Genomic DNA, 25,510 nt, shown 5'->3' with positions numbered 1-25,510 from the left:
CCGGGCCGCTCTCCATGCTGGGGGCCATGCACTCCCCGCACCCCCACGACGGACCGCTGGCCCGCCTGCGCCGGGGCCACGAGAAGCTGGTCCTGGACCTGCTGCGGCGGCACGGCCCGCTCAGCCGGGCCGGGCTCGGCAGCCACACCGGGCTGTCCCGGACCACGCTGTACGACATCGTCGGCGGCCTGGTCACGGCCGGCGCGGTGGTGGCGTCGGCACCCGCGGCGGGCACCGGGCGGCGCGGACGGCCGGTGGAGACGCTGAGCCTGAACCCGGCGGCCGGGCAGGCCGTCGGGATCGACTTCGCCCGGCGCGCGGTGCACGTCGCGGCGGTCAACGTGGCGCACGAGGTGGTCGGTTCGGCCAGCCGGGCGCACCCGGCGGGCCTGCCGTGGCCGGAGCGGATCGCCCTCGCCCGGCAGCTGGTGGACGGCCTCGCGGACGGCGCGCTCGGCCTGGGCTCGGTCACCGGCATCGGGGTGGGCGTGGTCGGGCCGGTCGGAGCCGTCGACGCACCGGCTGACCGGCCGTCCGACCCGCCGTCCGACCTGCCGTCAGGCACGGGGTCCGGCACGGGGTCAGCCGCACCGGGTGACCGGCCGGACGGCGCGGGGGCGGTGCGCGAGCTGCTCGGCGCGGCGTTCGGCGTGCCGGTGCTGGTGGACAACAACACCCGGCTGGCGGCGCTCGCCGAGTCGGTGTGGGGCTCGGCGACCGGCTCGCGCGACGTGCTGTACCTGCGCCTGTCGCACGGCGTCGGCGGCGGCCTGGTGATCCGGGGCGCCTTGCACGCCGGGGCGTACGGGCTGTCCGGCGAGCTCGGCCACATCACGGTCGACCCGGCGGGCCCGCCCTGCGACTGCGGCGGCCGGGGCTGCCTGGAGACGGTGGCCTCCGTCGGCGCGGTGCTGGACGCGCACCGGGAGGCGGGCGGCCGGTCCGCGGACCTCGCGGAGTTCCTGGCCGCGGCCACCGGCGGCGAGCCGGCCGCGCTCGGCGTGCTGCGCACGGTCGGCGGCCACGTCGGCACGGTGCTGGCCGCCGTGTGCAACGCGGTCGGGCCGGGCGTGGTCGTGGTCGGCGGCGAACTGGCCGGGGCCGGGCCGCTGCTGCTCGACCCGGTGCAGGAGGCGCTGGCCGCGCACGTGCTGCCGCTGGCCCGCAGCCGGCTGGACCTGCGCCGGGCCGCGCTCGGCGAGTACGGCGGCGCGCTGGGCGGCATCGCCCTGGTGCTCCAGACCACCCCGCTGCTCTCGCACTACCGGCGGCCGGACCCCGAGGAGGCGCCGTGACCCCCGCACCGCCCCCGCCTTCCTTCCCTACTCGCACCCGCATCCCCGAGGACGTCCCCGTGCACGGCAGTCGCAGACCGGTCACGCCATGGCCGTGACCGCTCCCCCCACCGAGTCCCCCGCCGGGCCCGCCGCGACGGCGTCCCGTTCGGGCGTCCGCCGGGTGGTCCGCACCCTCGCCCTGAACCTGCTGGCGGTCGCCGTCGGCCTGGCCGCCTGGTCGCTGCTGGCCGCGGCGGGCGTCCAGGGCCTGCCCGGTCCCGGTGAGGTCGCCGACCGGGCGGGCGAGTTGATCGCCGACGGCACCCTGCTGGACGACGCGCTGGCCAGTCTGCGCCGGGTGCTGCTCGGTTTCGCCCTCGGCACCCTGGCGGCCGTGCCGGTCGGCTTCCTGATGGGCTGGTACCCGACGGCCCGGGCCCTGCTGGAACCGTACGTGCAGTTCTTCCGGACCATCCCGCCGCTGGCGCTGATCCCGCTGGCGGTGGTGCTGCTGGGCATCGGCGAGGTGCCGAAGGTCGTGGTGATCTTCCTGGCGGCCTTCCTGTCCAGCGTGGTGGCGGCCTTCCAGGGCGTGCTGGACGTGGACGCGACGCTGGTGAACGCCGCCCGGGTGCTGGGGGCGAACGACCGGGCGATCTTCCTGCGGGTGGTCGTCCCGGCGGCGGCGCCGTTCATCCTGGTCGGCATGCGGATCGGTCTGGGCTCGGCCTGGGGCACCCTGGTCGCCGCCGAGCTGATCGCCGCCCAGGAGGGCCTGGGCTTCCGGATGCAGCAGGCCGAGCTCTACTACGACCTCCCGACGATCTTCGTGGGGCTGATCACCATCGGCGTGCTGGGCCTGGTCATGGACCGGCTGCTCCAGCTCGCCGAGCGCCGCCTCACCCGATGGCAGGAACGCCGATGACCAGCAAGCCCTCCCCGCTGAGCAAGCTCGCTCCGCTGAGCAAGCCCTCCCCGCTGAGCGGGCCCGCCCCGGCCGACGGGACGACCAGCAAGATCTCCTTCCGCGCCGTCTCGCGCAGCTACCCGGTGAAGGGCGGCCGGTTCACCGCCCTGGACGGCGTCTCGCTCGACGTCGCGGACAACGAGTTCGTCACCGTGGTCGGCCCGTCCGGCTGCGGCAAGAGCACCCTGCTGGGGATGGCCGCCGGGCTGGTCGCCCCGACCGGCGGGGAGGTGCTGGTGGACGGGGAGCCGGTCACCGGTCCGGGCCCCGACCGGGGCGTGATCTTCCAGCAGTACGCGCTGTTCCCGTGGCTGACGGTGCGCCGCAACGTCGAGTTCGGGCTGCGGCTGGCCAAGGTGCCGGCCGCCGAGCGCCGCCGCCGGGCCGAGCACGCGATCGAGCTGGTGGGCCTGGGCGACTTCGCCGACGCGCTGCCCAAGACGCTCTCCGGCGGGATGCGGCAGCGCTGCGCGATCGCCCGGGCGTACGCGGTGGACCCGCGGGTGCTGCTGATGGACGAGCCGTTCGGGGCGCTGGACGCCCTGACCCGCATCCAGCTCCAGGACCAGCTGCTGGACACCTGGAGCCGGGAGCGGCGGACCGTGCTGTTCGTCACCCACGACGTGGACGAGGCGGTCTACCTGGCCCGCCGGGTGGTCGTGATGGCCTCCCGGCCGGGCCGGATCCACCGGGTGGTGGAGGTCGACCTGCCCTACCCGCGCACCGAGGAGATCCGGCTCTCCCCCGAGTTCGCCCGCCTCCGCAACGAGGTCTGGCACGCCGTCTACCACCAGGCCCCCTCTTCTTCCTGACGTTCCGCCACTTCTCCCCAAGGACCGCATCGCCATGCGCATACTCCGTCGCGCCCTCTTCGCCGTCTCCGCCGTGACCGTCCTGTCGCTCTCCGTCACCGCCTGCTCGTCCGGGTCCTCCGGTTCGGGCGGCTCGGACGGCGGGTCCGCCTCCGCCGGCAAGGCGGTGAAGGTCCGGTTCGGCTACATCAGCGACTACAACGGCGCCAGCCTGCTGGCCATCGCCGACCAGCAGGGCCTGTGGAAGCAGCAGGGCCTCGACCCGGAGCTGAAGGTGTTCACCAACGGCCCGCTCCAGGTGCAGGCGCTCGGCGCGGGCGACCTGGACTTCGGCTACATCGGCCCCGGCGCGCTCTGGCTGCCCGCCTCCGGCAAGGCCAAGGTGGTCGCGATCGACACCCTGACCTACGCCGACCACGTGATCGCCCAGCCGGGCATCACCTCGGTCAAGGACCTGAAGGGCAAGAAGGTCGGCGTGCCGGCCGGCACCTCCGGCGAGATGGTGCTCAACCTGGCGCTCCAGCAGGCCGGGCTGTCGCCCAGCGACGTGCAGAAGGTGCCGATGGACCCGGCGACGGTGGTGTCCGCGTTCGTGGGCGGGCAGATCGACGCGGCCGGGATCTGGTACCCGCTGATCGACAGCATCAAGGCGAAGAAGCCGGACCTGGTGGAGATCGCCGGGACGCGGGACTTCACCGGCCGGGCCTTCCCGACCGCGTTCGTCTCCGGGCCGAAGACCGACGCGGGGCTGTCCGAGAAGGTGGTCAAGGTGCTCCAGGCGGCCAACGACTGGCGGGCCGCGCACCCGGACGAGTCGGTCGCCGAGGCCGCCGCGCTGCTCAAGCTCGACCCGGCCAAGGTCAAGGCGGACGCCGCCAACGTGCAGACCCTGACCACCGCGGACCTGGTGGCCAAGAGCCAGGACGGCACGGTGGACGGCTGGTTGAAGGGCCTGGGCGACTTCTTCGTCTCCACCGGCCAGTTGAAGAACTCCCCGGCCCCGTCCGAGTACTACGCGGGCGACGCCTACGCGAAGGCGTACGGGAAGTGAACCTGCTGTTCCTGATGACCGACCAGCACCGGGTGGACACCCTCGGCGCGTACGGCAACCCGCACGTGGCGACCCCGCACCTGGACCGGCTGGCCGCGTCCGGCACCCGCTTCGACCGGTTCTACACCCCGACGGCGATCTGCACCCCGGCCCGGGCCAGCCTGCTGACCGGTCAGAACCCGTTCCGGCACCGGCTGCTGGCCAACCAGGAGCGCAACGTCGGCTACCTGGAGGACCTGCGGCCGGACGTCTTCACCTTCCCGCAGGCGCTCCGGGAGCGCGGCTACCGGACGGGCCTGGTCGGCAAGTGGCACGGCGGCACCGAGCGCAACGCCGCCTCGTACGGCTTCGAGGGGCCCGACCTGCCGGGCTGGCACAACCCCGTCGACCACCCCGACTACCTGGCCTACCTGGCCGAACGCGGCCTGCCGCCGTACCGGATCACCGACCCGGTGCGCGGCACCTCGCCCAACGGCAACCCGGGCAACCTGCTGGCGGCCCGGCTCCAGCAGCCGGTGGAGGCCACCTTCGAGCACTACCTGGCCACCCGGACGATCGAGCAGCTGGAGCGGTACGCGGCGGACGGGCGGCCGTTCTTCCTGGCCGCGCACTTCTTCGGACCGCACCTGCCCTACCTGCTGCCCGACGCCTACTACGACCGCTACGACCCGGCGCTGGTCGAGCTGCCGCCCTCGGTGGCCGAGACCTTCGAGGGCAAGCCGCCCGTCCAGCGCAACTACTGCGACCACTGGGCGTTCGACACGATGCCCGCCGAGGTGAGCCGCAAGCTGATCGCCGTCTACTGGGGGTACGTCACCCTGATCGACGAGCAGATCGGCCGCATCCTCACCCGGCTCGACGAACTCGGCCTGACCGACGCCACCTCGGTGTTCTTCACCGCCGACCACGGCGAGTTCACCGGCGCGCACCGGCTGCACGACAAGGGCCCGGCGATGTACGAGGACATCTACCGCATCCCCGGCATCGTCCGGGTGCCGGGCGCGCCGCCGCAGGTGCGCGAGGAGCTGGTCTCGCTCACCGACTGCACCGCGACGATCCTCGAACTGGCCGGCGCCGACCCGGCTCCGGCGGTCGACAGCCGCAGCCTGCTGCCCCTGGTGCGCGGCGAACGGCCGGACTGGCCGCAGGAGTTGGTTGCCGAGTTCCACGGCCACCACTTCCCGTACCCGCAGCGGATGATCCGCGACGACCGGTACAAGCTGGTGGTCAACCCGGAGTCCGTCAACGAGCTGTACGACCTGGTCGAGGACCCGCACGAGCTGGTCAACCGGCACGGCGAGGCGGCGTACGCGGACGTCCGGGCCCGGCTGACCCGGCGGCTGTACGACCTGCTGCGCGAGCGCGGCGACAACTTCCACCACTGGATGGCGCCGATGTACGACATCGGCACCCACCTGGAGGACTCCACCCTCAGCGCCTTCGAACCCGACGGCACGGCACCCGCCGCGCCGACCGCCGGCACCACCCCGAGCAGGGAGACGGCATGACCCCCCGCACCCCGCGCCACCGAAGACTGCTCCCGCGCCTACTGGCCGCCTGCGCGCTCGCCTGGGGGCTGCTGGCCGTCCCGCCGGCCGCGACCGCGGACGGCGCACAGGCCGCGACCTACACCAACCCGGTCTCCGCCGGGGTGGTGGACACCTTCCCCGACCCGTCGACGATCCGCGGCAAGGACGGCCTCTGGTACGCCTACGGCACCCAGAACCCGGTCTTCCAGAGCCAGGGCGAGGACGGCGAGCGCATCCTGCCGATCCTGCGCTCGGCGGACCTGGTGCACTGGACGTACGCGGGCCAGGTGTTCACGCCCGCCACCCAGCCCGCCTGGGAGAACGGCTCCCGGCTGTGGGCGCCGGACATCCGCTACTTCGACGGCCACTACAGCCTGTACTACTCGGTACCGGGCGCGGGCACCGTCGCACTGGCCACCGCGCCCACCCCCACCGGCCCGTGGACCGACCGGGGTTCGGTGCTGCCCTCCCCCAGCGGCTGCCCGAGCGGCAACATCGACCAGGCCCAGTTCACCGACACCGGCGGCCAGGCGTACCTGTACTGGGGCAGCTACGACACCATCTGCGTCGCCCAGCTGACCCCGGACCGCACCCGCACCCAGGGCGCGGTGACCCAGGTCGCCAAGGGGCGGCGGGTCGAGGGCGGCTTCGTGGTGCACCGGGACGCCTACTACTACCTGTTCTACTCGGACGGCGGCTGCTGCTCGGGGGCGTTCAGCGGCTACCAGGTCAAGGTCGGCCGGGCCAGCAGCCCGACCGGGCCGTTCCGCGACGAGCTGGGCACCGACCTGACGGCGCTCACCAGCAAGGCCGGGATCGTGGCCGGGGCGAACGGGAACCGCTGGATCGGCCCGGGCCACAACGCGGTGCAGACCGACCTGTCCGGGCAGGACTGGCTGGTCTACCACGGCATCCCGGCCGAGGCGCCCGACCTGGCGCCCGCCGCCGGGGGCACCCTGAACCTGACCCGCCGCCCGCTGCTGATCGACCGGCTGGACTGGATCGACGGCTGGCCGGTGCTGCGCGCCGGGGCGGGCCCGTCCGACACCGCGCAGACCGCGCCGGTCACCGCCCCGGCGACCGGCGGCGCGTTCGACGGCGGGACGCTGACCGGCTGGCGCACCGAGGGCGCCGGCACCGGCGGCTGGTCGGCGCCGGTGGAGACCGACTCCGGCGGGTACGCGGCGCACGCCGACAGCGGGGACGCGCCCGCGTTCGCGGTCAGCGCGGGCACCGCCCCGGCGAACGTCCGCGCCGAGGCCGACCTGCGGGTCACCGCGGCGGGCGGCCGGGCCGGGCTGGCGCTGGCCTACGCCGGGCCGGGCGACCGGATCACCGCCTGGCTGGACCGGAGCCGGAACGCCCTGGTCACCGAGGCGGTGGTCGGCGGGGTCCCGGCCGGGGAGCAGCTGACCGCGCTGCCCGCCGGGTTCACCTGGAACACCTGGCACGCCGTCACCGCCGAACTGCGCGGCACGGCGCTGACGGTGGAGGTCAGCCACGACCGGCTGCACGACCCGGTGGCCGTGCAGCAGCGCACCGTCCCCGCCGGGGCGGCCCGCTCCGGCGCGGTCGCGCTGGCCGCCCGGGGCCCGGGCGCGGCGGGCGACAACGTGAGCGCCACCGCGCTGTACACCCCGGTGACCGCCCGGGTGGCGGGCCCGGCGCCGGGCGCGCTGCTGCCCGGTTACAGCGACGAGTTCGACGCGGCGGCGGTGCCGGGCACCACCGCCGGCTCGCCGTGGAGCTGGGTGCGCGGCCCCGCCGCCGGGGTGGCGGCGGGCGGCGGCTCGCTCTCCTGGCCGACCCAGGACGCGGAGCTGTACCTGGGCGACAACAGCGCCTCGGTGCTCCAGCGCCCGGCCCCGGACGGGGACTTCACGGTGGAGACGAAGCTGGTCTTCGCGCCGGGCCAGACCTCGCAGCAGGCCGGCCTGGTGCTGTACGAGAACGACGACCGGTGGTTCAAGCTGGTGCACTCGGTGCTGGCGCTGAACAACGGCGGCGGGGCGGTGCTCCAGGTCAGCGAGTTCGGCAAGGAGGGCGAGCGGCCGACCACCACCCCGCCGACGGCGGTGGCCAACGCCCCGATGTTCGGCGGCCCGACGGCCGACACGATGTGGCTGCGCCTGGTGCACCACCTGGACGCGGCGCACGGCGAGCACGAGGTGCGGGCCGTCACCAGCCGCGACGGCGTGACCTGGACGTACGCCGGGGTGTGGACGCTGCCGGTGAAGGGCCCGCTGAAGATCGGCCTGGTGTCGATGAACCGGTCGGGGGCGACGGCGCGCTTCGACTACGTCCGCACCTACGCGGGCTGAGCCCCGCCGCCCGCCGCTCCCGCCCCGTCAGGCGTCCTCAGCCGTCCACCCGGCGGCGCTTGACGGTGCGGAAGCGGCGGGCCACCTGGCGGGCCAGGTCGGCGGCGCCGACCAGGCCCGCCTCGTTGCCGAGGGCGGCGTGCACGATGCCCGCCTCGGGGCGGAAGCCGCGGCCGGTGAGGGTGCGGCGGAAGGCGTCCCGGGCGGGGCCGAGCAGCAGGTCGCCGGCCTCGCTGACGCCGCCGCCGACGACGAAGCGCCCGGGGTCGAGCGCGGCGGCCAGGTTGGCGATGCCGACGCCGAGCCAGCGGCCGACCTCGTAGAGCAGTTCGACGGCGACCGGGTCGCCGTCCCGGGCGGCCTCGGTGACCAGCGGGCCGGTGATGCCCAGCGGGGTGCCGCCGGCCCGGGCCAGCAGCGGCTGGACCACCGGGGACTCCTCGACCACGAGCCCGCGGGCCTCGCGGACCAGCGCGTTGCCGGAGGAGTACTGCTCCCAGCAGCCGCGGTTGCCGCACGGGCAGCGGTGGCCGCCGGGCACCACCTGCATGTGGCCGAACTCGCCGGCCAGGCCGTACTTGCCCCGGTCGACCCGGCCGTCGCGGACGACCGCGCCGCCGATCCCGGTGCCGAGGGTGATCATCACCATGTGGTCCTCGTCGCGCCCGGCGCCGAAGCGCCACTCGGCCCAGGCGGCGGCGTTGGCGTCGTTCTCCACCACCACCGGGAAGCGCAGCCGGGAGCTGAGCGCCTGCTGGAGCGGTTCGCCGCGCCAGTTCAGGTGCGGGGCGAACAGCACGGTGGAGCGCTCGGCGTCCACCCAGCCGGCCGCGCCGACGCCCACCGCGTGCACGTCGTGCTCGTCGGCGAGCCGGAGGACCAGGTCGACGATGACGTCCTCGACCACCTTGGGGCTCTTGCTCTTGTCGGGGGTCTCGGTGCGCAGCCGGTCCACGACGTTCCCCTCGCCGTCGACGACGCCCGCGACCACTTTGGTGCCGCCGATGTCCACCCCGATGGTGGGGAGCCTGAGCACCCCGGCGGGCAGGGTGCGGCGGCGGCGCTCGGCGCGCGGGCCGAGGCCCAGCAGGCTGGGCAGGACGGGGCGGGCGGGGCCGTTGGTACGGGTCACGGAACGAATGCTCCTTGATCGGGTAAAGGTTGCGGTCCGATGGCGGAAGGCTGTGGGCGAACTGGCAGACTGGGGCCGGATCACACAGCGGATTCTCACGAAAACGTGATGTTCCTCTCAGGTTTTCGCGAGTGTCGACGGCAACTGACCGCGCGTATGACGCAGTCTGACAAGTGTGATGCGTGTACCGGGGGACCGTGCCCCGGACGGCCGGACGACCCGATTCGAGAGACCCCGATGCAGCTGACAGGCACCCCGTTCCTCCTCCTCACGATCGTCCTGGTGCCAGTCTCGATCGCGGTGGCCCTGCTGCTGTGGGGCCGGGTGCGCGGCCCGAAGCCCTTCCAGGCGCTGTCCAGGATCGTGATGCTGCTGTTCTGTCAGCTCACAGCCGTCCTGATGGTGTTCGTCATGGTGAACAACGCCAACCTGATCTACGGCAGCTGGGACGACCTGCTGGGCACCGGCAACCACGTCCGCGCGGTGCCGAACGTGCAGGCGCAGACCGACGGCGGGCCGGGCAACGACGCGCAGCGCCCCAAGGTGGTCCAGCAGTTCAAGCCGGTCGGCGACGCGAAGGTGCCGGACGACGTGCGGACCACCGACCTCAAGGGGCAGGTCTCCGGGGTGGACGGCGAGGTGCTGGTCTGGCTGCCGCCGCAGTACGACGACCCGGCGTACAAGGACCGGACCTTCCCGGTGGTGGAGCTGCTGCCGGGCTGGCCGGGCTCCTCGAAGACCTGGTTCGGCACCCTGCGGGTGTCCGAGCAGCTGAAGCCGATGATGCTCAGCGGGCAGGTCGCCCCGTTCATCCTGGTCTCGCCGCGCACCAACCTGCTGGGCGACAACACCGACACCGGCTGCGCCGACGTCCCGGGCAAGGTCAACGCGGACACCTGGCTGGCCCGGGACGTGCCGCAGATGGTGCTGGACAACTTCCGCGCCGACCCGGCCGCCGACCGCTGGGCGGTGGCGGGCTACTCGGCGGGCGCGCACTGCGCCGCCAAGCTCGCCCTGGAGCACCCGGACCGCTACCGGGCCGGGGTCAGCCTGTCCGGGTACAACGACCCGGGCACCGAGGACAAGTCGCTGACCGCCAAGGACCCGCACCTGCGCGAGGTCTCCAATCCGCTGAACATCCTGAAGTCCGCCAAGACCCCGCCGAGGACCGCGCTGTACGTCAGCGGCAACCGGGGCGACGGCCTGGAGGCGGGCGAGGCGCTGAAGGCCGCGGCCAAGGCCCCGACCACGGTCACCGTGCAGGAGACCGCCGGCGCGCACAGCAGCGACGTCTGGAAGCCGATGGTCCCGGGCGTGTTCACCTGGCTGACCTCGGTCATCCCGGCCGCCGGGCACTGACGCCGCCGAGGGGGCGCGGGCCGGCCCGCGTCCCCCCGGCCCGGCCGCGGGTCAGGACTTCGGGACGGTGTTGACGTAGTCGGTGCCCGCGGCGTAGAAGCCGTCGACGGCCTGCTGCACGTCGGCCTGGGAGAGCGCCTCGTCGGCCTTGTAGTAGAACCAGTTGACCTTCATGTCCCAGCTGCGCGGTCCGGCGACGGAGGGCAGCAGGTCGATGAACCAGTTGCTGAAGTGGATGTCCATCTTCTCGCGCGGGACGTACTTGCCGGAGCTGGTGAACAGCTCCTTGCCGTCCAGCGAGTAGGTGACCTTGCCGTCCAGGGCGGTGATCATCATCAGGTGCCAGCCGCCGAGGCTCTTCTTGAGCGCGTGGGTGACCCGGTCCGGCGGGTCGGCCTTGAACCAGCTGGTGGTGTCCAGCTGCGGGCCGACCGAGCCCCAGCCGCCGTTGGGCAGGTACTCGTAGTCGAGTTCGCTGTAGTTCGCCGAGGAGTCCTCGGCGGAGATCGGGAAGAAGGTCTGCACGACGTGGTCGCCGGTGCGGCCGCTGCCGGGCTTGTCGGCGAGGTGGACCCGGGCGGCGAAGGTGCCGTTGAGGAGGTTGTTCCCGGTGCTGTAGACCTCGACCTGCCCGGTGCCCTGCTTGGTGCCGTCGGTGGTCGAGCGCAGCCGCAGCACCCGGCCGCCCTGGGCGTCGGCGTCCTCGGGGAAGGCGGCGCCGGCGGTGGACCAGGTGTCCTTGATCCCGGGGCCGCCCGCGCCGTCCCGGACCTCCCAGCCGTGCTCGGCCAGCGCCGGGTCGTCGGCCCCGGTGTAGTGGAAGGTGTCGAACAGGGTGCCGGGCGGGCCGGTCGGCGTCGGGGACGGCGCGGCGCCGGAGGCGGACGCCCCGGGGCCGGCGGCCGTCCCGCCGCCGCCGGGCGCGGGGGTGCTGGAGCAGGCGGCGAGCACGCACACCAGGGCCGGCAGCGCGAGCACCCTCCACGCGCGGGAACGGGGGACGCGGCGGGGCCGGCTCACACGGGCTCCTTGGGCGTGGCGGCGGTCCGGCGGCAGAACGTCCGGCGGCGGAACTGCCGCCCGAACCGGTGTTCGTCCACCAGTCGGGCCTGCGCGGCCGGCTGCTGCGCGCGCTGGCCCTGGTCCGCGTGGTGCTCTACCACGACTTCGGCTGGTTCTGGCTGCCGCTGCTGTTCCCGTCGATGGGCGTGATGTTCGCGCTGGCGGGCTCGCTGATGGCCCGTTCGCTGGGCCGCCCCGCGCTCGGCGTGATCCGCGGCCGGCTGCGCCGCCTGCTGCCGCCGATGTGGCTGTTCGGCGCGATCGTGGTCACCCTCCAGGTGGTCGACGGCGGCGGCCCCGACGCGGACGGCCACCCCGGCTGGTGGTGGGGCAAGCTGGCGTTCTGGCTGCTGCCGCTGAGCACGCCGCCGTACGCGGAGGACGGGCTGCACGGCCTGCACCTGCACCTGGAGTCCGGCTGGGCCACCCAGCTCGTGGTGCCGCTGTGGTACCTGCGGGCCTACCTCTGGTACGTGCTGCTCTCGCCGCTGATGCTGCGGATGCTGCGGCGCTTCCCGGTGCTGACGCTGTGCGCCCCGCTGGCGCTGGTGATCGCCATGAACGGGTTCGCCTTCGAGCACGACTTCGTCTACCAGCGGGTCTGGGAGACGGTCAACGACTTCGCCACCTTCGGCTCCTGCTGGATCCTCGGCATGGCGCACCAGGAGGGGCTGCTCAAGCGGCTGCCGCAGTACGTCCTGCCGTCGCTCGCGCCGCTGGTGATGGTGGCCGGGTTCTGGTACCTGCAGACCCGGCCGGTCGACCCGAGCCAGCCCACCGACATCGAGGCCTGGCCGATCGCCCAGGCGGTGTGGTCCTTCGGCTTCGTCGCCATGCTGCTGCACCTCAGCCCGTCCTGGGAGCGCTGGCCCGCCCCGCTGGAGCGCTGGAACGGCCTGGTCAGCCTGCTCAACTCGCGGGCCGTCAGCGTCTACCTGTGGCACGTGACCGCGCTGGTGCTGGCCGTCCCGCTGATCGACCACCTGTGGGACGTCGACTTCTTCTACGCGCACATGCGGTGGCTGCTGACCAGCCAGTGGCTCACCCTGCTGGTGGGCATCCCGCTGCTGGGCCTGCTGGTGCTGGTCTTCGGCTGGGTCGAGGACGTGGCCGCCAAGCGCTCGCCGCGGCTGTTCCCGTACCCGCGCCGGCAGCGGGGCAAGCGCCGCGGCGCTGTGTGACGCAGGGGTACCGCACCACCGGGGGCCCGCCGTCCGGCGGGCCCCCGGCCGCGTCTCAGGAGAGTTCCAGGGCGAGGTAGAAGTCGACCCGGTCCTCCAGCCGGGACAGGTCGCGGCCGGTGAGCTCCTCGATCCGGCCGATCCGGTAGCGCAGCGTGTTGACGTGGACGTGCAACTGGGCGGCGCAGCGGGTCCAGGAGCCGTCGGAGCGCAGGAAGACCTCCAGGGTGCGGACCAGGTCGGCCTGGTGCTCCAGGTCGTAGGCGATGACCCGGTCGAGCAGGCGGCTGCGGAAGGCGCGGCGGACCTCGTCGGGGACGGCGGCCAGCAGCAGGACGTGCGAAGCGAGTTCCTCGGGGCCCGCGACGCAGACCCGGCCGACCCGGGCGGCGGCGATCCGGCGGGCGTGCCGGGCCTCCTCCAGGGCGCCGCGCAGGCCGCCGGACTCGGCGGCGGGGGCGCACACGCCGACGGTGATCCGGCCCTCGGAGCCGAGGCCGGCCTCCAGCGGGGCGAGCAGCGCGCGGACGGCGTCGGCCGGGACGGCGGTGTCCAGGGCGGGCAGCACGACGACGGCGCCGTGGGGGCCGGTGGCGGCGACCAGGGCCCGGTCGGTGGCGGCGGCGAGCGCCTCCTCCAGGATCGGGCGCAGCGCGCCGTCGGGCAGTCCGGTGGCGTCGGCGGAGAGCACCAGCCACTGCGGCTGGTCGCCGGAGGTCTCGGTGGAGCCCTCGTAGCGGGTGGCCATGGTGGTGGACGCCTGGAGGGCGCGGCCGATCTCGGCCGGGTCGGCGTCGCGCCGGAGCAGGGCGAGGACCTCGTCGGCGATCCGGCGGCGCAGCCGGCGGCCCTCGTCGCGGCGGGTGCGTTCGGCGGCGACCAGGCGGGCCAGGTTCTCGGCGAGCTGCTGGCGCTTGGGCGTCCACTCGGTGACGTCGCCGGCGACGGCGAGGATCCAGTCGGCGAGCGGGCTGTCGGTGTCCGGGTCGGCGGCGGCGGGCAGCAGCGAGTAGGTGCCGGTGGCGAGGCGGGCCCGGTGCGGGGGGCGGCGGCGCTGGCGCTGGGCGGCGAGGTGGGCGCGGGCGAGCTGGTCGCGGTCGGCGGGCGGCAGGTGGTCGGCGGGCCCGGCGACGACGCGGCCGGTGGGGGTGAGCACCCAGCAGTCGAGGTCGAGGTCGCCGCCGAGCAGGTCGAGGACGGCGTCCAGGCCGCCCGCCCCGGCGGCGGAGACCAGCAGGCGGTGCCGGTCGACCAGGGCGGCGAGGTCGGCGGCCCGGTCGGCGGAGACCTGGCGGCCGACGTACTCGGTGATGGCGCCGAAGGCCACGTCGTCGGGGACGGCGAGCAGCGGCAGCCGGTGGCGGCGGCAGGCGTCGGCGAGGTCGTCGGGGACGGGGCCGACCTCGACCTCGCCGGCGCCGAGGGCGGCGGCGCCGGCCGCGACGATGGTGCGCACGAAGCGCTCGGAGTCGGCGGGGGCGGCGCGCCAGAGCATGCCGGTCAGGACGAGTTCGCCGCCGTGCAGGTAGCGGCCCGGGTCCTGGAGGTCGGTGGTCATGACTCCGGTGACCTGCCGGTCGAGCTCGTCCTCGCCGGCGAGCAGGCGCAGTCGGGGGGCGCCGGGGGCGAGCAGGTCACGGACGCGCATGGGCGGGCCCTTCTCGGTCTGGGAGTTGGTCTGTGAGGGTGGGAGCGGTGGGCCGGAACGGCCCAGTGTGCACGAGGTGAGCGGGGGGGTCGTGCACCTTAGAGGAACGTACAGGACGGTGCTGCGGGTCACCGCCGGGCCTCATGCCATCGGTGACTGCCAGTGGCCCCCGTCACAGCGGTTCACTTGCCAACACGCCGCCGGGCTGCACCGCGGTGACCGGTCGGGCCCGCGGGCCCGACCGGCACCGGCAAGGGCGCAGTGCCCGCGTCCGCCGGCGACGACTTGAGGAGTTACCCGCATGGAGTTCCTTCGGCCCGCCACCTGGGACGAGGCACTCGCGGCGAAGGCCGAGCACCCCACCGCGCTGCCCATCTCGGGCGGCACGGACGTCATGGTCGAGATGAACTTCGACGTGCACCGGCCATCCGCGATCCTCGACCTGAACCGCATCACCGAGCTCACCGAGTGGAGCGGCGACGGCGCCGCCGTCCGGCTGGGCGCGGCGGTGCCGTACGCCCGGATCATCGAGGAGCTGTCCGGCCCGCTGCCGGGCCTGGCGCTGGCCGCGCACACCGTCGGCTCGCCGCAGATCCGCAACCGGGGCAGCGTCGGCGGCAACCTGGGCGCGGCCTCGCCGGCCGGCGACTCGCACCCGGCGCTGCTGGCCGCGGGGCGGGACGTGCTGGTGGAGGCGCACTCGGTGCGCGGGGTGCGGCTGATCCCGATCGACGACTTCTACCTCGGGGTGAAGCGCAACAGCCTGGAGCCGGACGAGCTGATCCGCGCGGTGCGCATCCCGGTCGCGGACGGGCCGCAGCAGTTCTCGAAGATCGGCACCCGCAACGCGATGGTGATCGCGGTCTGCGCGTTCGGCTTCGCGCTGCACCCGAAGGACGGCACGGTCGGCACCGGCATCGGCTCGGCCGCGCCGACGCCGCGCCGGGCGGTGGAGGCCGAGGAGTACCTGGCCGGGGTGCTGGCCGGGCGCGGTCTGTGGGAGTCGGGCGGGCTGCTGGGCCCGGAGGTGGTGCAGCGCTTCGGCGAGCTGGTGAAGGGCGCGGCCTCCCCGATCGACGACGTCCGGGGCACCGCCGACTACCGGCGGCACGCGCTGGCCGTGATGGCCCGGCGCACCCTGACGTGGTGTTGGAACGACTATCGCAAGCAGATCAGGAGCGCGGCATGAGGGTCACGTTCAGCGCGAACGGCAAGCCGGTGGAGGCCGACGACGTGTGGGAGGGCGAGTCCCTGCTGTACGTCCTGCGCGAGCGGGTCGGCCTGCCGGGTTCGAAGAACGCCTGCGAGCAGGGCGAGTGCGGCTCGTGCACGGTCTACCTGGACGGGGTGCCGGTGTGCTCCTGCCTGGTGGCGGCGGGCCAGGTGCAGGGCCGCGAGGTGCGCACCGTGGAGGGCCTGGCCGGCCCGGACGGCGAACTGGGCGTGGTGCAGCAGGCGTTCGTGGACGCGGGCGCCGTGCAGTGCGGCTTCTGCACCCCGGGCCTGCTGGTGCAGACCGACGCGCTGCTGGCCGCGGACCCGCAGCCGTCCGACACGGACATCCGCGAGGCGCTGTCGGGCAACCTGTGCCGGTGCACCGGCTACGAGAAGATCATGGACGCGGTGCGGCTGGCCTCGGCCCGCACGTGCGCCGCCTCGGCCGAGGGGGCGGGGAAGTGAGCGAGCGGACGATCCAGGGCCAGAAGAACCTGCAGAAGATCAACCAGGCGTCCAAGGACGGCATCGGCGGCTCCCCGCTGCGCCCGGACGGCACGCTGAAGGTGAAGGGCGAGTTCGCCTACTCCTCCGACCTGTGGCACGAGGACATGCTCTGGGGGACGGCGCTGCGCTCCCCGCACCCGCGGGCGAACATCCTGTCGGTGGACGTCTCGGAGGCGCTCAAGGTGCCCGGGGTGTACGCGGTGCTCACCCACGAGGACATCCCGGGCAAGAAGTACTACGGCCTGGAGATCGCCGACCAGCCGGCCCTGGCGATCGACAAGGTCCGCTACCACGGCGAGGCGATCGCCCTGGTGGCGGCGGACCACCCGGAGACGGCCCGCCGCGCGGTGAAGAAGATCGTGGTCGAGTACGAGGTGCTCACCCCGATCACCACCGAGGAGCAGTGCCTGGACCCGGAGACGCACGGCTACGTGCACGAGCCGCACGAGTACAAGTCGCACGCGCACGGCAACGTCTGCCACGAGCAGCGGCTGGTGTCGGGCCGGGGCGTGACCGACGAGGTGCGGGCGCTGGCGGACGTGATCGTGTCCGGCGAGTACGAGGTCGGCATGCAGGACCAGGCGTTCCTGGGCCCGGAGTCCGGCCTGGCGGTGCCCGCCGAGGACGGCGGCGTCGACCTGTACATCGCCACCCAGTGGCTGCACGTGGACCGCCAGCAGATGGCGCCCGTCCTCGACCTGCCGCAGGAGAAGGTCCGGCTGACGCTGGCCGGGGTGGGCGGGGCGTTCGGCGGGCGCGAGGACCTGTCGATGCAGATCCACGCCTGCCTGCTGGCGCTGCACACCGGCAAGCCGGTCAAGATCGTCTACGCCCGGGACGAGTCCTTCTTCGGGCACGTGCACCGCCACCCGGCCCGGATGCGCTACGAGCACGGCGCGACCCGCGACGGCAGGCTGGTCTTCGCCGACTGCCGGATCGTGCTGGACGGCGGCGCGTACGCCTCCGCCTCCCCCGCGGTGGTCGGCAACGCCGCCTCGCTGGGCCACGGCCCGTACGTCATCCCGAACGTGCGGATGCACGCGATCGCGCTGTACTCCAACAACCCGTCCTGCGGGGCGATGCGCGGCTTCGGCGCGGTGCAGGCCGCGTTCGGCTACGAGTCGCAGATGGACAAGCTGGCCGAGGCGCTCGGCATGGACCCGGTGGAGCTGCGGCAGCTGAACGCCGTCACCCAGGGCGACCGGATGCCGACCGGGCAGGAGATCGACGCGCCCGCGCCGGTCGCCGAACTGCTCCAGCGCGTCAAGGACATGCCGCTGCCGCCGCCGCTGGACCTGGAGCACCTGGACGTGCGCACCCTGCCGGGCGCGCTGTCCAACACCTCGCACGGCGAGGGCATCGTGCGCGGCGTCGGCTACTCGGTGGGCATCAAGAACGTCGGCTTCTCCGAGGGCTTCGACGACTACTCGACCGCCCGGGTCCGGCTGGAGGTGATCGGCGGCGAGCCGGTGGCCATGGTGCACACCGCGATGGCCGAGGTCGGCCAGGGCGGCGTCACCGTGCACGCCCAGATCGCCCGCACCGAGCTGGGCGTCGAGCAGGTCACCATCCACCCGGCCAACACCGAGGTCGGCTCGGCCGGTTCCACCTCCGCCTCCCGGCAGACGTACATGACCGGCGGCGCGGTGAAGCTCGCCGCCGAGGCGGTGCGGCACGAGCTGCTGGAGCGGGGCCGCCACCGCTACGGCTGGAAGCAGACCGACCTGTCGCTGGCCGGCGGCAAGGTGGTCTCGGCCTCGGCGGGCGTGCTGATCCCGATGGTCGACCTGCTCGGGGACGACGCCATCGAGCAGACCCGCGAGCACCACCACCGGCCCACCGTCCCGTTCGACAAGGAGACCGGGCAGGGCTTCGGCCACGTCCAGTACACCTTCTGCGCCAACCGCGCGGTGGTGGACGTGGACGTGGAGCTGGGCCTGGTCAAGGTGGTCGAGCTGACGGCCGTGCAGGACGTCGGCAAGGCGCTCAACCCGCTCTCGGTGGTCGGCCAGATCCAGGGCGGCTGCACCCAGGCGCTGGGCCTGGCCGTGATGGAGGAGATCGTGGTCGAGGACGGCAAGGTGCGCAACGCCTCCTTCACCGACTACCTGATCCCCACCATCCTGGACACCCCGCCGATCCCGGTGCAGATCCTCGAACTGCCCGACCCGCACGCCCCGTACGGGCTGCGCGGCGTCGGCGAGGCCCCCACCGTCTCCGCCACCCCGTCGATCGTCGCGGCCATCCGCCAGGCCACCGGCAAGGCGCTCACCCGCATCCCGGTGCGGCCGGAGCACCTGACCGACACGCTCTGACGGACCGTTCGAGAACGTCCCCGGGGCCGGTGTCCAGTCTTCCCCCGGCCCCGGGGCGCTGCCGGAGTCTCGCCGGGCCCCGCAGCACCCCCACCCGTGAGTCGAACCAGTCCCCCTGCGTACCCCCCTGACGGGCATTCAGGTCGGCTCGCCCACCCCAACCCCCTATGAACCTTGGGAGTGGACATGAACCGGACCTCCACGGAGCCCGGCCCCACCGACGCGGCCCCCACCGCGCCCGACACACCCCCGCGCGGCGCCCTCGACACCTACTTCAAGATCTCCGCGCGCGGCTCCACCCTGGGCAACGAGATCCGCGGCGGACTCACCACCTTCATGGCGATGGCCTACATCGTCCTGCTCAACCCGATCATCCTGAGCGGCGCGGACGTCACCGGCGCCAAGCTGGACCACGCCCAGCTGACCACCGCCACCGCGCTGGCCGCCGCCGTCACCACGGTCCTGATGGGCGTGGTCGGCAACGTGCCGCTGGCGGTCGCGGCCGGGCTGTCCGTCTCCGGCGCGATATCGGCGCTGGTCGCGCCGCACACCACCTGGGCGCAGGCGATGGGCCTGTGCGTGATCTACGGCCTGCTGATCGTGCTGCTGGTGGTCTCCGGACTGCGCGAGAGGATCATGAACGGCATCCCGCTGCCGCTCAAGCACGCCATCACCATCGGCATCGGCCTGTTCGTCGCGATCATCGGCTTCTACAAGGCCGGGTTCGTGCACACCGGCGGCCCCACCCCGCTCTCGCTCGGCCCGTTCGGCGAGCTCCGGGGCTGGCCGGTGCTGATCTTCGCGCTCACCCTGCTCACCGTCTTCGTGCTGCTGGCCCGGGGCGTGCGGGGCGCGATCCTGATCGGCATCGCGGCGGGCACCGCGGTCGCCCTGGTGGTCGACAGGGCGGCCGGGCTGACCGGCGCGGACTGGGGCGGCTCGGCGCCGACCTGGCCCGGCTCGCCGGTCGCCGCCCCCGACTTCGGGCTGTTCGGGCACGTCGACCTGTTCGGCGCGTTCGGCTCGCACGGGCTGGGCGCGATCAGCGCCTCGGTCGCCGTGTTCACCCTCGTCCTCGCCGGGTTCTTCGACGCGATGGCCACCATCATCGGCGTCGGCACCGAGGCCGGGCTGGCCGACGACAGGGGCCGGATGCCCGGCCTGTCCAAGGCGCTGTTCATCGACGGCGCGGGCGGCGCGATCGGCGGCCTGGCCGGGGCGTCCGGGCAGACCGTGTTCGTCGAGTCGGCCACCGGCGTCGGCGACGGCGCCCGCACCGGCCTGGCCTCCACCGTCACCGGCGGCGTCTTCGCGCTGATGCTGTTCTTCTCCCCGGTGGCCGCCGTGGTGCCGGTGCAGGTCGCCTCCGCCGCGCTGGTGGTGATCGGCTCGATGATGATGAGCCAGGCCCGGCACATCGACTGGTCGGACCGCGAGACCGCCATCCCGGCGTTCCTCACCTGCGTGGTCATGCCCTTCACCTACAGCATCACCGCGGGCGTCGCGGCCGGCGTCGTCTCGTACACCGCGATCAAGGCCGGCACCGGCAAGTGGCGGGAGCCCGGACCGCTGATGTGGGTGCTGACCGGCGTGTTCGCCGTGTACTTCGCGATCGTCCCGATCAAATCCTGGCTGGGCGTGCACTAGCGCCCGGCCCTCCCCGCCGCCCCGCCGCACCCTCCGGCGGGGCGGCACCCGCCGTCCGTGAGTCCGTGAGGAGCAATCCCGTGCACGACATCGCCGCCCAGCTGCACACCTGGCACGCCGCCGGACGCCCCTTCGCGGTGGCCACCGTGGTCGGCGTCTCCGGCTCCGCGCCGCGCGACCCCGGCGCGGCCCTGGCCGTCGACGCGGACGGCGAGGCGGTCGGCTCGGTCTCCGGCGGCTGCGTGGAGGGCGCGGTGTACGAGCTGTGCCGGGAGGCGCTGCACACCGGCACGCCCGCCCTGGAACGCTTCGGCTACAGCGACGAGGACGCCTTCGCCGTCGGCCTGACCTGCGGCGGCCTGCTCGACGTCTTCGTCCAGCCGGTCGTCCCCGGCGCCGACCCCGGCCTGGACGCCGCCGTCGCCTACACCGCCTCCGGCACCCCCGTCGCGGTGGCCCGGATCGTCGACGGCCCGCCCGCCCTGCTCGGCGGCGCCCTCGCCGTCACCGCCGACGCCCACCACGGCTCCTTCGCCTCCTTCCGGCTGGAGCGCGCCACCGTCGCCGAGGCCCGCGCGATGCTCTCCGCCGGGCGCACCGGCCGCCTGGTCCTCGGGCTGGACGGGCGGCCCTGCGACCCGTCCGCCGAACACACCGTCACCGTCTTCGTCGAGGCGTACGTGCCGCCGCCGCGGATGCTGGTCTTCGGCGCGATCGACTTCGCCTCGGCGGTGGTCCGGATCGGCAAGTTCCTCGGCTACCACGTCACCGTCTGCGACGCCCGGCCGGTCTTCGCCACCGCGCGGCGCTTCCCCGAGGCCGACGAACTCGTCGTCGACTGGCCGCACCGCTACCTCGACACCCAGCTCGACCGGCTCGACGGCCGCAGCGTGCTGTGCGTCCTCACCCACGACGCCAAGTTCGACATCCCGCTCCTCGAACGCGCCCTGCGCCTGCCCGTCGGCTACGTCGGCGCGATGGGCTCCCGCCGCACCCACCGCGACCGCGAGACCCGCCTGCGCGAAGCCGGCCTCACCGAGACCGAACTCTCCCGCCTGCACTCCCCCATCGGCCTCGACCTCGGCGCCCGCACCCCCGAGGAGACCGCCGTCTCCATCGCCGCCCAACTCGTCTCCCTCACCCGCGGCGGCTCCTGCCTCCCGCTCTCCGCCACCGGCGGCCCGATCCACCACGACCTCGCCGACACCCGGGCCCCGGGCGGCAGTTCCTCGCACGCCGCCTAGAGTGGGCCCCATGAACGGAGTGACCGTCCGCCGGGCCGGAGTTGACGACGCGTCCGCGCTGGCCGCGCTGCGCCTGCGGTTCAAGCGGGAGGACGAGGGCGGCGAACCGCCGGGGTCGGCGGCGGAGTTCCTCGCCGAGTGCGAGCGGTGGCTGCGCACCCGGCTGGCCGGGCCGTGGCTCGCCTGGGTGGCGGAGGCGGACGGGCGGGTCTGCGGGCACGTGTTCCTCTGCCTGGTGGAGAAGGTGCCCAGCCCCTACCCGTCCGCCGACGCCCTCGGCTACGTGACGAACTTCTACGTCACCCCGGAACGGCGCGGCCACGGCCTGGGCCGGGCCCTGCTGGAGGAGCTGAACCGCCACGCCCGCGCCCGGCCGCTGGACACCCTGGTCGTCTGGCCCTCCGAACGCAGCGCCCCGCTGTACCGGCGGCACGGCTTCGCACCCTCGGCCGAACTCCTCGAACAGCCCGTCGCCCCGGGGCCGTGACTCCCGGAACGCCGCTTCCGGGACGTCACTGCACGACGGGGTAGAGCGCCATCAGCACCAGGAACACCACCATGACGGCGCCGGCGGCCAGCGAGGCCACCCCGTAGGCGATGCCGTGCCGGGCGAAGAGCGGCGCCAGGAGCGGGACCGGGTTCCCGGTGAGCCGGGAGCGGTCGAGCAGCGCGGTCCAGCGGTCGGCGAGCCGCGTCCGGACGCCGCGGAAATCGGTGACCAGCACCAGCCCGTGGACGATGATCGCGGCCGCGAACAACCAGCCCACCACGAACCCGGCCACGGGTATCCCGGGCTCCGCGACATCCTCAGCAATGATCATGGCAAGTGATGATCAGGGGCCGCGCACCCCGTGTCAACACCCGGCCCGGACGGCGCTCACAGCCCGTCCCCCAGCGTGCCGCCCTCCCGTGCGCCCGGGAGGACCCAGCCCACCGCCGAGGCGGTGTGCGTCAGGAACGGGGTGAGCGCGTCGCGTTGGGCGAGGCGGGTCTGGACCCGGGTGAAGAGGGCGGGGTCGGGCATGAAGGCGCAGAAGAGGAGGCCGCGGTCGGTGGGGCCGTCGTCGTAGGACCAGCCGCGGCGGAGCATCCGGGCGCCGCCGTCGAGGCGGGGGCTGCTGAGGCGGACGTGGGCGGTGGCGGGGATGACGTAGGAGCCGTCGGGGTGCTTGGCGTAGATGTCGGGGTCGTCGTGCTCGGCGGTGCCGGTGAGCGGGGCGCCGGTGGCGGCGCGGCGGCCGGTGGCGAGTTCCCGGCGGTCGGCGGGGAGGGCGGCGAAGGCGGCGGTGTCCATCCGGATGCGGCGGTAGACCAGGACGGTGCCGTCCCGGTGCCACAGGGCGGGGTCGGCGGGGTCGGGGTTGGCGGTGCCGTCCTTGAAGCCGAACAGGTTGCGCGGGGTCCGCCCGTCCGGGGTGGGGGGCAGGAAGCCGGACTGGTGCCAGCGGACGGCCGCGCCGTGGGGGGCCGCCGCCGCGAGGAGGTGCTCGGTCAGCAGGCCGGTGGTCCAGGGCTGTTCGGCGCCGACCTGGAGCAGCAGGTCGCCGCCGCCGCGGGCCGGGTCGAGGCGGTCGCCGGGGAGGGCGGGCAGCTCGGCGAGCGTCCCGGGGGCGGGCAGGCGCAGGCGGGCGGCGAGGGCGGGGCCGACCGCGGCGAGCGAGGTGACCGGCGGGGTGCCGGGCAGTCGCGGGTCGTCGAGGCCGCCGTCCGCGGCCCGGGCCAGCACCTCGCCGACGGCGGCGAGCAGGGCACGCAGCGCGGCCCGGTCGGCGTCGGCGGGCAGGTCGAGGGCGAGCAGCCGGGTGGCGGCGAGCGGACGGTGCGTCACCCCGGCCTGGCGGGCGCCGTGGAACGGGACGGCCGCGGGCGGCGGCGGGGCGGCCGGTGCCGCGGCCGGTTCGCGGACCAGCGCGGTCGCGGTGGCGGCGCCCGCCCCGGCGGCGAGGGCGGCGCCCGCGGTCAGCAGGGCCCGGCGGTCGATCCGGGGGCGTGCGGGGACGGCGGCGTCCGGCGGGTTCGCCCGTTCGGTGTGCACGGCGGCCGTGACAGACGGTAGAACACGCTTCATGCAACTGCTCCTCACTGCTTCACGATTGACGTACCGTCAGTTCCGGTCCGGCCGGCTGCTGCTCGGCGCGGCACTGCTGCTGCTCCCGGCCGCGGCCGGCTGTTCCCCGGACGGCGGTTCCCGGTCCGCCGACCGCCACCCGCCGGGGACGGTGCTGCGGGTGCCGGAGGACTTCCCGACCGTGCAGCGGGCGGTGGACACCGCGAACCCGGGCGACCTGGTGCTGGTCGGCCCCGGGACGTACCGGGAGAGCGTGCGGATCACCCGGCCGCGGGTGGTGCTGCGCGGGACGGACCGCGGCGCGGTGGTGTTCGACGGCGGGCTGAAGCTGGTCAACGGCATCACCGCGACCGGCGCGGGCAGCGTGGTGGAGAACCTGACCGTGCACGGCTACCTGGCCAACGGGGTGCTGTTCACCGGCGTCACCGACGAGAAGCTCCAGCGCCACGGCGCGGGCGGCTCGGCGTACGACCCGCTGGACACCACCCGCTTCCCCGCCGTGCGGGGCTTCCGGGCGACCCGGGTGACGGCGTACGGGAACGCGCTGTACGGCATCTACGCGTTCGACGCGCGGGGCGGGGTGATCGAGGAGTCGTACGCGTCCGGGCAGGCCGACTCGGGGATCTACGTCGGGCAGTGCAAGCCGTGCGACACCCTGGTGCGGGGCAACACGGTGGAGCGCAACGCGGTCGGGATCGAGATCACCAACGCCTCGGAGAACCTGACCGTGGTGGGCAACCGGGTGGTGGGCAACCGGGTCGGGGTGACGGTCAACTCCAACGACCTGGAGTCGCTGGCCCCGCAGCACGCCGCGGTGATCGCGGGCAACGTGGTGGCCGACAACAACGCGGCGGACTCGCCGGAGCAGGCCGACGGCGGCTTCGGGATCGGCATCGGGATCGGCGGCGGCACCGGCAACCGGGTGGAGCGGAACCTGGTCCGGGGCAACCGGGCGGCGGGCGTGGTGGTGACCGACCCGCCCGGCCACCCGGCGTCCGGCAACCGGGTCACCGCGAACCGGGTCACCGGCAACGGGGTGGACCTGGTCAGTTCGGCGGCCGACCCGGGCAACTGCTTCACCGGCAACGGCCCGGCCACCCAGAGCCCGCCCGGGCTGGAGCGCCTGGCGGCCTGCGACGCGGCGGCCCCCGGCGGGCCCGTGCCGGCCGGCCGGGCGGCGGGCGTGCAGGCCCCGCCCGGCACCGCGTTCAACGCCGTGCCGGTGCCGCCCGCGCAGCCCTCGCTGGCCGACCCGCACGCCCCGGCGGTGCCGGCCGTCGGCCTGCCGGGCCCGGTCGACCCGGACGCCTACCCGCTGCCCGCGGACTCCTGACGCCGCCCCGGCCCGCCGTCGGCCCCCCGGCGGGGGAACGTCCGGTGCCACCTCAGCCCGCCGTGGCCCAGGGCGCCTCGGGCAGCCGCGCCCCGTCCCGCCCGCCCTCGAAGTCGAGGGTGGCGGGGGTGCCGAGGCCGGGCATCCGCATGGTGACGCGGCGCAGGCCGCCCTCGGCGTCGACCCAGTAGGTGAGCGGCGAGGTGGCGTCGCCGGTGCCCGCGGCGGCGGCCGGGGCGGCGTCGCGCGGGCGCGGGCCGGAGATCCGGTCGTGCTCGCGGCCGTCGATCCGGTCCCGGCCGAGCCGGCGGGGGCCGGCCTGGGCGAGCAGCAGCGGGTTGTCGGGGCGGTCGGCGCCGAGCCGGACCGCCAGTTCCAGCCCGGCGTCGAGCGGGTCGCTGCCGTACGGGCGGGAGGTCCAGCCGGTGCGCGGGACGTGTTCGGCCTGCTCCCAGGGCAGGCCGTCCGTTCCGGCGGGGGCGTCGGCCAGGCCGAGGCCGCCGGTGTCCCAGACCACCAGCCCGGTGTGGAGCGCTCCGCCGGGCCCGCGCACCCGGTAGCCGCCGGCGGCGTGCCCGGTCCGGTAGTCGACGAGGCCGTACACCTCGACCACCGTGCCGGCGCCCTCGTCGACGCGCAGCGCGACCTGGACCGGGCTGGCCCCGTACAGGGTGAACCGGGAGAGGGCCAGCCGGGACGCCTCCTCGGTGCTGAGCGGGCGGCTGCCGCCCTCCCGGCCCGCCACCTGCCAGGCCGTCACCCCGGCGGCGGCGACCAGGACGGCGGCCACCACGGCCGCGACCGCGTACCGGCGGCGGTTCTTCTGCTGTGTTGCCACGGAT

General features: G+C 74.6%; 21 protein-coding genes. 15 read left to right on the top strand and 6 right to left on the bottom strand.

All coding sequences use genetic code 11. The annotated features are described in order from the left end of the window. Window positions 1-14 precede the first annotated feature (14 nt). From ACIP60_RS02450 to ACIP60_RS02425, 6 genes are all read left to right on the top strand, one after another. Window positions 15-1,295, top strand: coding sequence for an ROK family protein (locus tag ACIP60_RS02450; protein ID WP_400679122.1), 1,281 nt, complete (start codon window positions 15-17; stop codon window positions 1,293-1,295). 88 nt (window positions 1,296-1,383) lie between these two features. Next, a complete protein-coding gene (locus ACIP60_RS02445) occupies window positions 1,384-2,202 on the top strand; it encodes an ABC transporter permease (protein ID WP_400679119.1) in 819 nt (272 codons plus the stop codon). Then, window positions 2,199-3,056 (top strand): ABC transporter ATP-binding protein, encoded by an 858-nt coding sequence (locus ACIP60_RS02440; protein ID WP_400679117.1) that lies wholly within the window; start codon window positions 2,199-2,201, stop codon window positions 3,054-3,056. Before ACIP60_RS02445 ends, ACIP60_RS02440 begins: the two co-directional genes overlap by 4 nt. A gap of 34 nt (window positions 3,057-3,090) precedes the next feature. Beyond that, complete coding sequence (locus ACIP60_RS02435) at window positions 3,091-4,107, top strand: aliphatic sulfonate ABC transporter substrate-binding protein (protein WP_400679114.1); 1,017 nt, start codon at window positions 3,091-3,093, stop codon at window positions 4,105-4,107. Beyond that, window positions 4,104-5,615, top strand: a complete 1,512-nt coding sequence (locus ACIP60_RS02430) for a sulfatase-like hydrolase/transferase (RefSeq protein WP_400679111.1) — start codon at window positions 4,104-4,106, stop codon at window positions 5,613-5,615. The genes ACIP60_RS02435 and ACIP60_RS02430 overlap by 4 nt, the downstream gene beginning before the upstream one ends. Beyond that, entirely contained in the window at window positions 5,612-7,957 is a 2,346-nt protein-coding gene (locus tag ACIP60_RS02425; RefSeq protein ID WP_400679109.1) for a family 43 glycosylhydrolase, read from the top strand. Before ACIP60_RS02430 ends, ACIP60_RS02425 begins: the two co-directional genes overlap by 4 nt. A 37-nt stretch (window positions 7,958-7,994) precedes the next feature. On the opposite strand, the gene ACIP60_RS02420 is transcribed toward ACIP60_RS02425, so the two are convergent. Then, window positions 7,995-9,089: an ROK family glucokinase gene (locus ACIP60_RS02420; protein ID WP_400679107.1), complete on the bottom strand. Its 1,095-nt coding sequence runs from the start codon at window positions 9,087-9,089 to the stop codon at window positions 7,995-7,997. Between the two features lie 282 nt (window positions 9,090-9,371). Between ACIP60_RS02420 and ACIP60_RS02415 the strand changes: the two genes are divergently transcribed. Next, a complete protein-coding gene (locus ACIP60_RS02415) occupies window positions 9,372-10,448 on the top strand; it encodes an alpha/beta hydrolase (RefSeq protein ID WP_400679104.1) in 1,077 nt (358 codons plus the stop codon). A 51-nt stretch (window positions 10,449-10,499) separates the two neighbouring features. Here the strand turns inward: ACIP60_RS02415 and ACIP60_RS02410 are convergent, their stop codons facing one another. Further along, entirely contained in the window at window positions 10,500-11,468 is a 969-nt protein-coding gene (locus ACIP60_RS02410; protein ID WP_400679103.1) for a glycoside hydrolase family 16 protein, read from the bottom strand. 68 nt (window positions 11,469-11,536) lie between these two features. Between ACIP60_RS02410 and ACIP60_RS02405 the strand changes: the two genes are divergently transcribed. Next, on the top strand, window positions 11,537-12,691 hold the full coding sequence (locus ACIP60_RS02405) for an acyltransferase (RefSeq protein WP_400679101.1): 1,155 nt from the start codon (window positions 11,537-11,539) through the stop codon (window positions 12,689-12,691). 55 nt (window positions 12,692-12,746) lie between these two features. Here the strand turns inward: ACIP60_RS02405 and ACIP60_RS02400 are convergent, their stop codons facing one another. After that, the gene (locus tag ACIP60_RS02400; protein ID WP_400679100.1) at window positions 12,747-14,339 is read right to left on the bottom strand and encodes a PucR family transcriptional regulator; all 1,593 of its coding nucleotides are present in this window, start codon (window positions 14,337-14,339) and stop codon (window positions 12,747-12,749) included. Window positions 14,340-14,640: 301 nt separating this feature from the next. Here ACIP60_RS02400 and ACIP60_RS02395 point away from each other — a divergent pair, with 301 nt between their 5' ends. The 6 genes from ACIP60_RS02395 to ACIP60_RS02370 all read left to right on the top strand — a co-directional run bounded on the left by ACIP60_RS02395 (window position 14,641) and on the right by ACIP60_RS02370 (window position 21,754). Continuing rightward, entirely contained in the window at window positions 14,641-15,528 is an 888-nt protein-coding gene (locus ACIP60_RS02395; RefSeq protein WP_400679099.1) for an FAD binding domain-containing protein, read from the top strand. Then, the gene (locus ACIP60_RS02390; RefSeq protein ID WP_100839485.1) at window positions 15,525-16,019 is read left to right on the top strand and encodes a (2Fe-2S)-binding protein; all 495 of its coding nucleotides are present in this window, start codon (window positions 15,525-15,527) and stop codon (window positions 16,017-16,019) included. Before ACIP60_RS02395 ends, ACIP60_RS02390 begins: the two co-directional genes overlap by 4 nt. Continuing rightward, complete coding sequence (gene pucD, locus ACIP60_RS02385; RefSeq protein WP_400679098.1) at window positions 16,016-18,376, top strand: xanthine dehydrogenase subunit D; 2,361 nt, start codon at window positions 16,016-16,018, stop codon at window positions 18,374-18,376. The genes ACIP60_RS02390 and pucD overlap by 4 nt, the downstream gene beginning before the upstream one ends. Before the next feature lie 186 nt (window positions 18,377-18,562). Beyond that, window positions 18,563-20,023 carry an NCS2 family permease gene (locus ACIP60_RS02380; protein ID WP_400679097.1) on the top strand — a complete coding sequence of 487 codons (1,461 nt, stop codon included), beginning with the start codon at window positions 18,563-18,565 and terminating at the stop codon, window positions 20,021-20,023. Between the two features lie 80 nt (window positions 20,024-20,103). Continuing rightward, on the top strand, window positions 20,104-21,267 hold the full coding sequence (locus ACIP60_RS02375; RefSeq protein WP_400679096.1) for an XdhC family protein: 1,164 nt from the start codon (window positions 20,104-20,106) through the stop codon (window positions 21,265-21,267). Between the two features lie 10 nt (window positions 21,268-21,277). Continuing rightward, window positions 21,278-21,754, top strand: a complete 477-nt coding sequence (locus ACIP60_RS02370; RefSeq protein WP_400679095.1) for a GNAT family N-acetyltransferase — start codon at window positions 21,278-21,280, stop codon at window positions 21,752-21,754. 25 nt (window positions 21,755-21,779) lie between these two features. On the opposite strand, the gene ACIP60_RS02365 is transcribed toward ACIP60_RS02370, so the two are convergent. Both ACIP60_RS02365 and ACIP60_RS02360 read right to left on the bottom strand, forming a co-directional pair. Further along, window positions 21,780-22,088 (bottom strand): hypothetical protein, encoded by a 309-nt coding sequence (locus ACIP60_RS02365; RefSeq protein WP_400679094.1) that lies wholly within the window; start codon window positions 22,086-22,088, stop codon window positions 21,780-21,782. A 56-nt stretch (window positions 22,089-22,144) separates the two neighbouring features. Then, window positions 22,145-23,335, bottom strand: a complete 1,191-nt coding sequence (locus ACIP60_RS02360) for a Dyp-type peroxidase (protein WP_400679092.1) — start codon at window positions 23,333-23,335, stop codon at window positions 22,145-22,147. Between ACIP60_RS02360 and ACIP60_RS02355 the strand changes: the two genes are divergently transcribed. Then, window positions 23,334-24,668 carry a right-handed parallel beta-helix repeat-containing protein gene (locus ACIP60_RS02355; protein WP_400679091.1) on the top strand — a complete coding sequence of 445 codons (1,335 nt, stop codon included), beginning with the start codon at window positions 23,334-23,336 and terminating at the stop codon, window positions 24,666-24,668. The two genes, ACIP60_RS02360 and ACIP60_RS02355, sit on opposite strands and share 2 nt — an antisense overlap. A gap of 52 nt (window positions 24,669-24,720) precedes the next feature. Here the strand turns inward: ACIP60_RS02355 and ACIP60_RS02350 are convergent, their stop codons facing one another. Beyond that, the gene (locus ACIP60_RS02350; RefSeq protein WP_400679090.1) at window positions 24,721-25,506 is read right to left on the bottom strand and encodes a hypothetical protein; all 786 of its coding nucleotides are present in this window, start codon (window positions 25,504-25,506) and stop codon (window positions 24,721-24,723) included. Window positions 25,507-25,510: the final 4 nt, after the last annotated feature.

The organism is Kitasatospora sp. NPDC088783 (assembly GCF_044750705.1).
Taxonomy (GTDB): domain Bacteria; phylum Actinomycetota; class Actinomycetes; order Streptomycetales; family Streptomycetaceae; genus Kitasatospora; species Kitasatospora fiedleri.
The sequence above is the reverse complement of the archived record's forward strand: the minus strand, read 5'-3'. Positions and strand labels throughout refer to the sequence as shown.